The following is a 13,867-nucleotide window of genomic DNA, read 5'->3' on the forward strand; positions in this document are numbered from 1 at the left end:
CTTAAAATCATAATTTTTACTAAAATCCAATTTTTTAAATCTTTATTGCTGTATTTTTTCTGTCGATTTTTCCGCAAGAAATAAACATCAAGATTAAGCATATAAATAAAATTTTTTTTTCATATTTAATTTTCCTCGCTACATCTCATTCAAATATTTATCCAGATAATCTACGTCTTTTGCAGTTGCTTTCTTTATTTCCTTAGAAATATAGGTGCTTTCCAGCTTCTGTTTATTTTGTTCACGCAACTTTTTATTTGCAATTTCTTCATTTATCATCAAAACATTTAATAATAGCAATGTTTCTTTTCGGCGGTTATATTCCCGAACTTCATTTGATACATTGGCATTTACGACGTTGTTTATATATTCCGAAACTGCTTTTTCGATTTTGCCGTCATTGTAATATTTTCTCACTTCAGACAATGTGTAAGTCAAGTTCATCGAATGTACTTCTTCATCTGGCATTCCAAGCTGTCTTTTTACATCTTCACTTTTTAATAAATTTAAAACTTTTTTTATTTGAATCTGTCTATTATCTTCGTTTGCGATGTTAAATATTTTTACAATTTCCATAATAGGAGTATTGTTATACTTTTTTTCTATTTCTTTATAATAGCTATCACTTTTATCTTTTTTTCCAATTCCACGATAATACACCATTTTTGCAAATAATTTTTCATACTCGTAAGGAGTGTATTTTGTGAATAAATCTAAATATTTTTGATAATCTTTTCCAATTTTAGACTCATAAATTGTGATAATATCTTCTGACACAATGTAATTTCGCTCATCTTTTTTCAAGATGGCAAGCAGTTTATTCAATTTTTCTCCGATTACAGTTTTATCATTTTCAAAAGCCACAATATCTCTTATTTCATAATCAATTTTTTTTGTTTCATCAATTATTGCCTGCTTTATTTCTATTTTTGAAAGATTTTCCTGAATTTGCTCCTTTCTTGTGTAAGCAAAGCTCAGACTGCTTAACAGTAAAAATGCTATTGTTAATTTTTTCATAAATTGTTCTCCATTTTTGTATTTTTTATTTTTATTCCTTCAGCAATTCTAAATTATAATCCAATTATTTCCCAGTTATTATGGCTCTTTCCATCAATTACACCTTTTTTTACATCTCGAATATAGTCAATCATCATATTCTGAATAGTTCCCTTTATATTTCCAATTGCTTCTTTTGATGCCCATAAGACTGGGATTTCCTGCCCGTCAAAAATACCGCATTTTCTAGCCAGCTGTTCAAATCTATAGGCATTCATTCCAACTTTTAATTTCATTTCAGGCGTTACTTTAGTCCCGTTGACTAACATCAGATTAGTAATTTTATTCCCTTTTTCATTTCTTAAATCAATTTTATATTTCACCCCGCCAAAAATATCAAATGTTACATATTTCCCGTTAGAACGTTCTGGATTATAGTGATACTCAGTATCTCCAGGCCGAATTGTATCAAAATAGTCAGCAGACCATTCCATATAGTTTTTTAACTGTTTTCCAGTCATTTCGTAAATTGTAACATCTCCACCTGTGTAACGGTAGTTGTAAACTATGTCTTTTCTCTTAATTTCCCCTTTATCCAGTTTTACATTTTCATAATTGTATGCAAATGAAACGACATCTGCACCGCTGTAATAAAGCTCAACATCGGTTATAAATGACGACAGTCCTGTATCTTTAGAAAAAGCTGCTGATACACCGTAATATTTTTCTTTGGGAACCATATCATTTAGCGTATTCCCTATTTTTTCATTTGCAATTCTACAAAGCCTATTGTGAAAAGGTTTATAAATCTCTTCAATTTTTTTATCAGGTTCTTCATCTTTTACAGGAATAGTCATAGAATCTTTGCCTATTAATTTAATATTTTCATCCAACACTTCAAATTTTAGGTCTACTTCTGAAATAACAGTTCCATATCTATGAGGCTCTGTAATAAGAACACCATTAATTATTTCCTTTGGTATATTCTGATGCATATGTCCAGCTACAATTACATCAATTTCAGGTACAGCGTTTGCTAAATCTCTTACTCCAGTTTCAGGAATTCCATTTTCATTTTCAATGCCCATATGAGCTACTGCAACAATAGCGTTTGCACCTTCCTTTTTAAGTCTTTTTACTTGTTTCTGAGTTTCCTTTATAGGCGACACAAAATAAAAATCCTTCAAATAGCCAGTATCTTCTTCAAATTGTGCTGACATTGGAGTTGATAATCCAATTATTCCAATCTTCACGCCATCCTTTTCAATAATTGTAGAAGCATCTAAATATCTACTTTTATCTTTTGAAAAATTGGTATCATTTTCAGTATTTTCATTGTAATACAAGTTGGCAGTTAATTTTTTACATTTCATATCTCGCAAAATATTTGATAAAATTGGCATCCCAAAGTTAAATTCATGATTTCCTGGTACAAAAATATCATATTTCATATAATTTAACATCTCTGGAATGGGGTGTTTTGGTGCCATTGCAAATTTTTCTATCCAATTATCCTGAATTGCATCCCCAACTTCAACCAAAATTACATTTTTATTCTTTTTTCTAATTTTTTTCACCAATGTTGAAATCTGTGCATAAGAACCTGACCTGTCCTCTTCATCAGCTGCATAGTTCCAAGCAAGCACTCTTCCATGAACATCACTTGTTCCCAATATTTTTATACTTACTTCCCTTTTTTTTAAAGAAGTGTCGGTATCTTTTACTGTCATTCTATATTTCCTTTTCTTTTATAAATATTTAAAATTTTTTTACAATACTCAAGTCTTTCAAAAAAAAACAAATAAAATATTTATTTAAGCAGATATTCCTACTTCATAATTTTATTTTTTCAAGCTTTTCCATTTTTCTCTAGCTTCAAAAATTGAAAATTCCCTGTCATATTTTATTTCATTTACTTCATCTTTTATATAAAAAATCTTTTCCAAATCAATTTCATAATCATTAGCAATTGCAATAATATAATAAAAAACATCGAATACTTCCTCTTCAATAGTTCCTTTTATGTTTTTCCCATCATATCTCACATTTTTTCTAATATTTTCCGCAAGTTCCCCAAATTCTTCTATTAATTTCAAAATAAGCCTTTGTCCATTTTCCTTTTTATTCTGCTTAATTTTATTATCCTTTGTTTCATCCAGAGTTCCTTTTTCTATTCTTTTTATCAAATACTGCACTTCTTTAAGTGTCATATCATCACTGTTATTATTTTTTTTATCCATAAAACTACCTCCTTCTTTTCTAAATTCTTTGGTATAAATACTTAAAATTAATGTTTTTATTTTACACAATATACTGTTATTAATGAATTTTTTTTTTAATTTTTATGTTTTTATTTTTTTTTACGTAAAGGGGATCAGTCGCCATCCCCTTTACAATCCCGGCTTGTCTAAGTATTTTTTTGAAATAAAAACTAAACTCGCTTTTTAATAAAGGCTATTCTCGTTTCTTCAAATAATCTTAATTTCAATATTTTGAAAAAGCTCAGACAGTAGTTTTTATTCCAAAAAATCACGACGTTTTTAGTTTATTTACAACAAGATAGTTTTATTTCAAGCAAAATTTTGTTAAAGAAAAAATAACTGTTTGAGATTTTGAAATATGTTTTAAATTATACACAGTTATTTCAGTTAAAATAATCTTGGTTCAAAATCGAGTTTTATTTTTTCTTTATAAGAAAGTTTTGCGTAAAGCGGGAGTGCAGAGGTATGGTGTCTGATACCTCTGCGTTAAAAAAACTAATATTAAATAAAACAAAAAATATTTATTAATCAAAATAATTTTTAATCAAAGTATCATTTATTTTCAAATTTTTTAAAAAATTAGTATTTGAAGATTACGTTTGTAGATTTTGGTTTTCCTATTTCTTTTTTCTCTTTCAAATAATCTATAAATATTTTTGTATCACTTAAATGAGTGTCTGTTCCACGTTTTTGAGCAGTGATTTTTCCTAACGTTGTGTAACCATCTTTTCCTTTGGCTATATAAGAGTTTACAGCTAACATGTAGGATTTTTTAGCGTCAATTGGTACCCATTTGTTTGCTTTAAAGTCAAATACTTCTATTTTTTTGACCCTTGTTCCAAGTTTTCCTTCTTTTGTGGCTTCGTATCTGATTCCTGCACCATAAGGGAATGCTCCTGTTGAACCTCCGTTTAGTACATAGTCAATCGCATCTTCTAATGTCTGTTTCACTTCTGCACCTGTAATATCAGTTATGAATACTGTATTTGAAGTGAATGGCAATAATGAATATGCTAAATCATAAGTAAATACACCAGGATTTAGTGTAATTCTTACATTTCCCGCATTTCCAATCACAAAATCAACATTTCCAGTTCCTGTATTTCTTAACTTATGTAAAACTGATTCAGCTACAAGAGTTGTTGCGAAAGAACCGTCCTTATTGTGTTCATTTGGTACTCTGTTGTCTGAACCTCCTGGGATTTCTTCTGTAATTTTACCAACTGTACGTTTCCCAAGTTCTGTTTTTTCTTTCTGATATCTTTCAAGAAGTTTTGCTAAAGCTGGATCATTTTTGATGGCAGCTATATTTTTATTATTTTTTATTGAACTTAAAATTTCATTTTTTTCTTTTTGATCTAATTGAACTCCTTTTCCTTCAGCATTTTTCACTTCAAAAAAGTCATCTCCAATTAAAACTTTTGGAGTTGGAATTAATTCAGTAATTACTCCATTTTTATCAAATTTTGCCTTCATTTGTCCTAATAAATATGAATAATTCCATGCTTCTGCAATATAAACTGGATTCCCATTAGGAGAATTCACTTTTTTAGGATAGCTGTCTGCTTCTGGAACTAACCCAAATTGTTCAAATTCTTTTCCTAAAAGATAGTGAGTATCCCCAGTTATAATTAAATCTACACCGTCAACTTTTTGTCCAATTTCAACATTTTTTTCATATCCTGCATGAGATAATAATATTATTTTATTTATTCCTTTACCTTGTAATTCGTTTACATATTTTCTTGCTGTTTCAATTTCATCTAAAAATTTGATATCATCTCCAGGACTTGATGATTCCTTAGTCTTTTTCACAACATCTATTCCTATAATTCCAATATTCTGACCACCGATATTCTTTATCATATACGGTTTCCATTTTCCTTCCAGAATACTTCCTTTATCAGGAACAACATTGGCTGAAACTACTGGTATTTTTAAAACATCTAGAAATGATTTCAAAAATTTGTTCCCATCGTCAAATTCATGATTTCCCAATGTATAAACGTCAAAATTTATTGCATTCATAAGTTCAGCATCGGCTTTTCCTTCAAATAACGTATAATAAAGTGTTCCTGTTACAGCATCTCCTGCGTGTAATACAAGAGTATTTTTATTATTCTGTCTAAAATTTTTGATTGCCTGTGCCACTCTTGGCAACCCTCCAATATGTACCGTAACAGTCTTCCCATTAAGTTTAAGAGGCATTTTTTCCTCTTCAAGATGCGAGTGATGGTCATTAATATGAGCCACATTTAGCTCAAATGCTCCAGATGAACTTTGGCTGTTCGATTTACGACTAGTCTTTGCCTCCAAATTAGCTGCTGAAAATAATGCTAATGTCAATCCCAATAATAATAATTTTTTCATAATTTTTCCTCCTTAAAAAAGTTATATTTATTAATATAATTATAACTTGATTTCCAAAAAAAAACACTAAAAAAAAGTAAAATTTTTAAAAAACATTGTATAGATGTCAAACATTTGTTACAAAATATATTAAAAAAAATATTTCTTTCCTAATGTATCTTTAACCTACTGATTTTCCTTGTACTCTTTTAATACTTCATTTGGACTCTTAAAGCCTAGTACTTTTCTTGATATGTTGTTGTATCTTGTATTGTATTTCCTTATTGCCCTTAACAGTTCTTCCTTGCTTTTAAATTTCTTGTCTGCATAGTACTTGCTGTCAAGCCTGTGGCTTCTTTCCACTTTTCCATTCTCCCATGGCGAATATGGACGGGTTGTCACGTACTCTATCCCCTTCTCCTCCAGTTTCAGCTCAAACAGTGTTTTCTTATCACTTTCAGAATTTGTGAACTCTTTCCCATTATCTGTCTGAACTTTCTTTATGTCAAATCCCAGCTCCCTTTCCAAGTTCTCTAGAAACTTTGCAGTCTGATAGGTGCTTTTTTCATCTGCTATCCTTAACACTCTTTTTCTTGTATATTCATCTAATGCTGTTATTTGATAATACTTCTGGTCACGTGTTCCAAACTGTATGCATTCTTCTGGAACATATTTTATGTCTATCTGCACTCTTTCCCCAGGTACTTCGCCTGTTCAACTTTCTTTTTTCTTTTATGCTGCTTTTTAGGCTTTTCTTTGGCATTGCCCTTCATTTTCCTTATTATCTTGCACATTGAATCGTATGTACGGCTGTAGCCTTCCTTTCTTGCTTTAACATAGACTTCTGCCAGCCCTTCATAGCCAAATTTCCTGTACTTTTTCATAACCAGCTCTATTTCTTCTTGCGTGTGCTGGTTTGGGTGGCTTTTAGGTCTTCTGCTTTTTGGCAGAAGAGACTGGACTGTTCCGTCGTATCTGTCTCTCCAACGTTTTATCTGCTGACGTGATGTCTTATACTTCACTGCTGCCTTTGAATTATTATTATGTTTTATTGCATACTCAATTGCCCGTTGACGAACACGGTATATTTCTGATATACTACTCATATGAAAGGTTTCTCCTTAATGTGGTTTGGTAGATTTACATTATATCAGAAACCTTTCTTTTTTTGTATATTCTTGTCACATATCTATTATCTCACAACAAAAAAGTAAAATTTTTAAAAAACATAAATTTCAAATAGATTTTACAATATTTTAAAATAAAATAATGTTATAATTCCTTAGATAATTTTTTTAAATTATCAAAAAAGAATTTTTGTAAAGGAGAAAAGAAAATGAATATAAAAAATTTTATGAAAAAACTAATTTTAATTTTAGGAATACTTGGAATTTCAGTTACTTCATTTGCAGCAACTAGAAGAAATAACAGGGTTGTATACGTAAAAAGAGAACCTTCTCGTAGAATAATAAGAAGAAGATACATCTTTATAAGAGTTCCAAGAAGAAAAAAAGTTGTATATGTGAAAAAAGAGCCTTCTCGTAGACAAAGACGTGCAAGAATAGCTGCTGGAAGAAGAAGATAACTTTAACTTAGTAAGACATTTTATGTCCTTTTATAATTTAAAAAATTTAATATTTTAAAACACAAGGGGCTTCAATTCTCTCTTATGAACTGTACCCCTTGTTTTTTATTGTTATTTGTTTTTAGTTCTTAATATTAATTTGCTTGAAAAGATTATACAAAATTCCTAAAATTATACTTATACCAATTGTCATTACTGATTTAAAAATCATTTCATCACTTATCTTTATAATAAAATGAAGCACTATAAGATGAACTAGGAATGCAAAATATGTAGAATCTGCTACTATTTTTGTAATCCTGTCTCTTTTAGAAAAGTTAAATTTACACCAAAATACAAAAAAGGAAAGCGTCATAATAAATGTTCCAAGTGAATTTTTATCAAAAAAATCAGATACACGTTTTCCTGTTACTGCTAAAACATATTTAGTAGATAAAAAACTTAGCAAGAATCCTAAAGCATAGATAACTATTATTAAAATAAATGATGTCCTTTTTACTTTATTGTCATATTTCTTTACAAAATATCCTAAAATATAATACCCAATAAAGCCTGTCAACGGAAAATTAGAAAATGGAATTTCAGCAAGATTAAAATATCGTAAATACGGATTTAAAATATTGCACAAAAACCAGAGAAAAACTACAAAAAGAGTCTCTTTTTCTGCATATTTCAACACCTTTTGCAACCACGGCGTAAGAAGATATAGCCCCAATATCATATAAATATACCAAAAATGCGATGCTGAAATCGCTTTCCCTTTCAAAACTGGCATAATCGGAATTTTTCCAAAATAAATATATATAATATTAAATACTAAAAAAAGTGGTAAAATATTTAAAATCCTTTTTTTAAAAAATACTATTGCCTCCTCAGTTTTATCAAGCAGCAAATATCCACTAATCATAATAAACAAATTAACCCCAATCGAAATAATTGCATAGCCTCCCATCCATACATCTACTCCAAACTGCCTGTTTAAAGTATGTAAAAACACAATAAAAACAAATGCAAAAATTCTTATAATATCAATCGCCATCCTATTTTATTCTCCTTTTTTCTAAATTATAAAAAAATTCTAAGTTTTTGTCAATATATGCTCAATCTTTTTAATTTTCAAATGATAAATTTCATTTTAATCAATAAAATTAAACTAAAAAATAGAATTAAAAAAATTTTTTGAAAAGAAATTTAAATAAAGACTATGAAAATTAAAAAAAATATGCTATAATTAATAAAGGAAAGTATAATTTAAATATAATAAAAAATATAAATAAAAAAGGAAAAGAGGTTTAATATGGAGAAAAAATCAAAAATAACTGCAATGCTATCTGTATTATTAGTTTCTGCTCCAACTACAGCTAAGAAAATCACAACATCAAACCTACGTGACAATGCGATGAGAACAACTGCAATTGAAGTTGATGAAGCAAATATAGATAATATTGAAGCAGAAGCATCAAAAAATCAAAAAGAATCTGATATTGTTATATTAGATGCAAATAAATTAAAATTTGATTTTAATAGTGCTACAATAAAAGACGAATACAATTCTGTACTAGAAAAACTTAAAAACTATATTGAGGCTAAAAATCACAAAATCTCAATTACTGGTTATACTGATTCTAAAGGAACTAAGGAATATAATAAAGAATTGTCACTACGAAGAGCTGAAAGTCTTGAAGAAAAATTAATCGAATTAGGACTCTCTCCTGATAAAATTGTTGAAACAAAAGGAAATGGAGATAATAATCCAGTAGCTTCAAATGATACAGAGGAAGGAAGAGCAGCAAATAGACGTATTGAAGTTCAATTTATAAATTAAAATTTGTATAAATTTTAAAATATATTGTAATAAAAAGCCCAGTATTTTTACTTGGCTTTTTTATATTTCATTATTAATTAATAGTCTTTTTTAGATATTCAGATACTTCCTGTACTATTTTTTCGTCAGTTTCTAGAATTTCAAATTCACTAAACCCTTTTATTCCCATATTTATATCCTGTTTTTTATATTCCATGCCACTCTTTCTTACTTTTTTCCCAGAAAAATGAAAATTATTTGCACCTGTAAAATTTTTTATTTCCCCAACATTTAAAATATTTAATCCTGCTCCAACAATTATTTCGATTTTATTTTTATTATCTTTATTTGAACGCTCAACTAATTTTTTTAATAATTGTTTACCTTTCAGGCAATTTTCTTCCTGTCCTGATGTTAATATAGCCTTAACCCCTATCTTTTTTAATTCATAAAATGCCTCTAATGGATTTTTACATACATCAAATGCCCTATGAAAAGTTACTGGAATATTTTGTGCTTCAGAAATAAAACTTTTCATATTTTCCAAATCTATTTCTCCTTCTTTAGTCAAAATTCCCACAACTATCCCATCCGCTCCCATTTCTCTAAACATTCTTATTTCATTTTTTATAATTTCAATTTCATATTTAGAATACAAAAAATCACCAAATCTCGGTCTTATCAATACATTTATTGGAATATTCACATTTTTACGCACTTCTTCAAATAAACTCTTTGTAGGTGTAGTTCCTCCAATTATCAAGTTGCTACAAAGCTCCAGTCTTGTAGCTCCACCTTTTTGGGCATTTATTGCAGATTCCACACTATCCACACATATTTCAAGAGTATACTTATTCATTTTTCTCATCTCCTATAGTTACATCATATATAACAATTCTAATTTAAAATAAAAGATTAAAATTATCTATAACCAATCTATTAATTTTTATATGCTTTTATAGTAAAACTTATTTAAAATCAAACTCAAAAGCTATAACTATTTTACTCAAACCTTAAATTTATATAATTTTAGCAGTTTAATTTAAAATAGGTTTGAGTATATTTTGACTTTTAAGTAGATTGAATATAAATATAAAAATTTAAATATGAAAAAACATTAGAAAATACTAGTTTACCAATATTTCTAATGTTCACTTCATTGTTTAATTCTTTATAATCCTGCTCCGAATTCAAATCCTTTTCCAGAATATTTAAACTGTGCATTCTTTTCCGGGAACGGTGTTACTCCAAATTTTAATGAAACTACTGGATAATAACCTAATTTTTTATTACTTGGCTTATCCCACTTCATTCCTGCTCCAATTTCCCATTCTACATTTTCAAATCTATGAGATAAAGTTGCCATTCCTAAAGTTATTTTGTTAACTTTTCTTGCATACCATGAACTTTCATAAATTTCAGGATCGGAAGCTTTTGAAGCTCCATTTTGTACATATTGAATTTTTCCTCCAACCCACCATGGTTTATCAGGGTCATTCGAAAACATATATTTTCCTTCAAATTCATGTTTTCTAAAGTCAAATGTACTATTACGAGTCGCATTATTTCTATAAATTCTGTCAGGCCGTTCCATTATGAAAGCATATCTTACAAACATTTTTTCTAGATATCCTGCTTCCACTTTAAAGGTTAAGTCATTAATTCTGTCAAATCCTTTCATTCCACTAGGATTAGCAGCATCAGAACCGTCTATTTGCATATCCATTCCAATTTGGAAATATTTTTTATGACTTCTTAAATTTTGAAGTTTTGCATTAAAATCATTTAAGCTAAATTTATTTTGACGATAATTTTCTTCTTCCACATAACTCTTATATGCTTCTTCTTCCTCACTGCTCAAAAATAATCTATCATCACTATTTACCAGAATTTTATCAATTGAATTTTTGTTGGCATTATTAATAGAAAATTCTTGCGTGTTTGAATTTCTTACCATATTTGTACTTTTTATCTGATTTTCAGTTGTATCAATTTCAGCTTCTCTATTATTTTCTTTTTCTTTTTTCTCTAAATCAGCTGCATATCTTGGTTTGGCATTATTTTCATATTTATACAAAAAACCAATTGTCGTATAGTCATTTCCACGAATATATCTGTCATCTGAAGTAATAATTGGAGTATTATTAAGATCTCTGTATATTTTTTTACCAAATCCAAAATTTATTCTAAAATAGTGATCTGATTCAAATTTCTTATTTTTCATTTTTGAAGTATCGTAAACAAATCCCAATCTATGATAATTAGTTTTTAATTTTAATGCAGGCAATCCAAAAGTTGCCACATTTCCATAAATATCATTTGCTTTATTTACTGAATTTGTATATTCAAATCCCCATTCATTAAAGTTTACTCCAAAAGTTCTTTCCTTTAAAGATTCCTTATAAACTTTCTGATTCCATCCAAGACTTGTGTTATATGGAAATAACTGTTTATTTTTATCTGTGAATCTATATAAAAAATTATCCCCAGCATCTGACACATATCCATATTGAATTTCTCTATTAAAATTTCTATCAGATTTAAAATCCTTAAATTCATAGTTTTCATTATTTTCAAAATTAAAACTTACAAATCTTTTATTTGCAATATCAGCCTTAAAATAATTTCTAACATATCTATTCTTTAGCCAATCATCTTTAAAATGTCTATCGTCTCTCATTGTCAAATTATAGTTAAATGTTACATTTCCAATCTGATATTTAAAATCATCTCTTAAACCTAATGCATTAGTTGGAATTTCTACAATATCAAAACCATCAAACATTGCTCCTCCAGCTGTTGTTCTTTGGAAAGTAACTGTTGCATCATTTGTAACTTTTACATCATATTTATTATTTTTTTTCGATGTATTATCAAATAATGTAGTGTACAGTCTAGTATCAAGAGTAAAAATTCGCATTGATGGACTTTGCTTTATAGCTTTCCCACTTGCATCTCTTGCAACTTTATAGCCAGTCTGTGAATCTAAATCTTCAACTTTTCGTCCATTTCTAAATTCAGGAACTCCTAAACTGCTATAATCACGATTTTCAAATGCTAAATTATAACCAACAAACGAATTTTTTAATGGTATGTCGATTCTATCATTACCTACATTAAATCTTTGAGATTTATATTTTTCATAAAGTATTTTTTTAGGACGACGAATTATTTCATTATCTTGATATATTTTATAAATTCTACTTTCATCAGTTGTTGCAGAATTTAAGAATAATGAATTATAATTTTCATTATCACGCGTGTAATCATATTCATATTCTTTCTTTTGTATATCAACTTTTTTTACTTGTGCACCGAAATAAAGAGTATTTGTCAAGTTTTGGTAACCTGTCTTAGGCTGGTATCCAAAAAAATCGCTTTCTCTAAATGGATAATAATTTCCAAAAGTTAATCCCCATTCTTTTCTTTTGTCATATGCAATATTCTGAACCCAGTGAACTGTGTTATCTTCACCTCGGTCACGCATTCCAAGGAGTTCTCCATATTCATCCTTATCAGAATCTAGATAATCCAATTTTATTTTCGGTCCTCTAAAATCAATTCCATAACTTCTTTTTTTTCTATAAGAATTCAAATCACCAATATATCCTGGATTAATATCACGAAAATCCTCATTGTCAATTGTTATTGCAACATTTGAATTACCATTTGTATATTTTATGCTTCTGTATAAATCAACATCTGTTTTTCGTGGATCTAAGTTATCATCTTCTACAATTTTGTCATTTATCTCTGTCAATGCTTTAAGAGCATGCTTATTTTGTGTCCAGTAATATTTTGCATTAAATTCACCATTTTGTCCAAGTTCCTGATTAATATTAAAATCCCAGAATCCAATATAGCTATATTTATCTACATAATCTGTATAATCATCCTTTAATTCATTTCCATTAATAGCGTACATAAGATTTGTTGTAATATTTTGATAATTTAGATTCCATATTCCGTAACCTGCATCATAAAATTTTCTATCTTCCTTAGCTTTTTTTGGAGTATTTACAACCTTATGATTCCATTTGAAATCCCATTCTTTCCTATGATTTCCAATTGGAACTACAAATCTGTTTACAAATATATTTCCTTTATTATTTCCCCAGAAAGCATAGTCATTTGAAAATTTTAATGCTAATTTTTTCTTTGTACTCAATTCAAAATCAACAAATCCCTGTGCAAGAGGACCTAAATCATAGTCAAATCCCATAATCCCAAAAAATCCTCTATCACTATCCATTCCTATATATGGAAATAATGTAGCTCTTTGAGTTGATGGCTTTAATGATGTTACATAATATGGTAACTTAAACCAAGTTTTTCCACCCGCAAAAAGTCCAATATTTCTTGCAATCGCTTTTCTATTTGGATAAATCTCCAGCTCATCTGCATTTATTTTATAACTTGGATTTTCGTATGGACTCGTAGTAAACCATCCATTTTTTATAAAAATCAGCTTATTTCCTTCAGCTAATGTTTCTTCTCCACCAAAACGTAATTTCACATTTGAATCATAGCTTTCTGAATTAAATATTTTTGCTAATTTTGTATCCATATCAAAAATAAGATTATCAGCTTTTATAATTTGGGAACCTTGAATAAATTCAACATTTCCAGAGCCTGAAAGAATGTTTTTATTAGCAATTTTTCTTAACTTGTCTGCATTTATTGTAAAATCTCCATATTTTACAGTAACATTACCTTCAGTATTTATTTCTTCTGTTTCTAGATTTATCGTAGATTTTTCTGTTTTCAGTTCTATTACTTCTCCATCAGCATTCAGCTTCCCAAAAAGTATAATATAAAACAGTAAAATAAACAATCCTTTATATCTCATTATTTTCATTTTTTCAACCTTTT

General features: G+C 28.5%; 9 protein-coding genes and 1 pseudogene. 2 read left to right on the plus strand and 8 right to left on the minus strand.

What is annotated here, in order from left to right; translation table 11 throughout:
* Window positions 1–138 precede the first annotated feature (138 nt).
* The 5 genes and pseudogenes from FVE75_RS09350 to FVE75_RS11920 all read right to left on the minus strand — a co-directional run bounded on the left by FVE75_RS09350 (window position 139) and on the right by FVE75_RS11920 (window position 6,712).
* Window positions 139–1,017: a hypothetical protein gene (locus FVE75_RS09350; RefSeq protein ID WP_232052537.1), complete on the minus strand. Its 879-nt coding sequence runs from the start codon at window positions 1,015–1,017 to the stop codon at window positions 139–141.
* A 53-nt stretch (window positions 1,018–1,070) separates the two neighbouring features.
* On the minus strand, window positions 1,071–2,726 hold the full coding sequence (locus FVE75_RS09355; RefSeq protein ID WP_147006199.1) for a bifunctional metallophosphatase/5'-nucleotidase: 1,656 nt from the start codon (window positions 2,724–2,726) through the stop codon (window positions 1,071–1,073).
* 111 nt (window positions 2,727–2,837) lie between these two features.
* The gene (locus FVE75_RS09360; RefSeq protein ID WP_147006200.1) at window positions 2,838–3,236 is read right to left on the minus strand and encodes a MazG nucleotide pyrophosphohydrolase domain-containing protein; all 399 of its coding nucleotides are present in this window, start codon (window positions 3,234–3,236) and stop codon (window positions 2,838–2,840) included.
* A 600-nt stretch (window positions 3,237–3,836) separates the two neighbouring features.
* Window positions 3,837–5,627: an NAD nucleotidase gene (gene nadN / locus FVE75_RS09365; protein ID WP_147006201.1), complete on the minus strand. Its 1,791-nt coding sequence runs from the start codon at window positions 5,625–5,627 to the stop codon at window positions 3,837–3,839.
* A gap of 165 nt (window positions 5,628–5,792) precedes the next feature.
* Window positions 5,793–6,712, minus strand: a pseudogene (locus FVE75_RS11920) (DDE-type integrase/transposase/recombinase).
* Between the two features lie 230 nt (window positions 6,713–6,942).
* Here FVE75_RS11920 and FVE75_RS09375 point away from each other — a divergent pair.
* Entirely contained in the window at window positions 6,943–7,191 is a 249-nt protein-coding gene (locus tag FVE75_RS09375; RefSeq protein ID WP_147006202.1) for a hypothetical protein, read from the plus strand.
* A gap of 121 nt (window positions 7,192–7,312) precedes the next feature.
* Here FVE75_RS09375 and FVE75_RS09380 read toward each other — a convergent pair whose 3' ends face one another.
* Window positions 7,313–8,230 (minus strand): acyltransferase, encoded by a 918-nt coding sequence (locus FVE75_RS09380; protein ID WP_147006203.1) that lies wholly within the window; start codon window positions 8,228–8,230, stop codon window positions 7,313–7,315.
* A gap of 258 nt (window positions 8,231–8,488) precedes the next feature.
* On the opposite strand from FVE75_RS09380, the gene FVE75_RS09385 reads away from it, so the two are divergent.
* The gene (locus tag FVE75_RS09385) at window positions 8,489–9,016 is read left to right on the plus strand and encodes an OmpA family protein (protein ID WP_147006204.1); all 528 of its coding nucleotides are present in this window, start codon (window positions 8,489–8,491) and stop codon (window positions 9,014–9,016) included.
* A gap of 73 nt (window positions 9,017–9,089) precedes the next feature.
* On the opposite strand, the gene FVE75_RS09390 is transcribed toward FVE75_RS09385, so the two are convergent.
* Together FVE75_RS09390 and FVE75_RS09395 are read right to left on the minus strand one after the other, a co-directional pair.
* The gene (locus FVE75_RS09390; protein ID WP_147006205.1) at window positions 9,090–9,854 is read right to left on the minus strand and encodes a copper homeostasis protein CutC; all 765 of its coding nucleotides are present in this window, start codon (window positions 9,852–9,854) and stop codon (window positions 9,090–9,092) included.
* Between the two features lie 312 nt (window positions 9,855–10,166).
* On the minus strand, window positions 10,167–13,853 hold the full coding sequence (locus tag FVE75_RS09395; RefSeq protein ID WP_147006206.1) for an LPS-assembly protein LptD: 3,687 nt from the start codon (window positions 13,851–13,853) through the stop codon (window positions 10,167–10,169).
* Window positions 13,854–13,867 lie beyond the last annotated feature (14 nt).

The organism is Leptotrichia hongkongensis (assembly GCF_007990635.1).
Classification (GTDB): domain Bacteria; phylum Fusobacteriota; class Fusobacteriia; order Fusobacteriales; family Leptotrichiaceae; genus Leptotrichia; species Leptotrichia hongkongensis.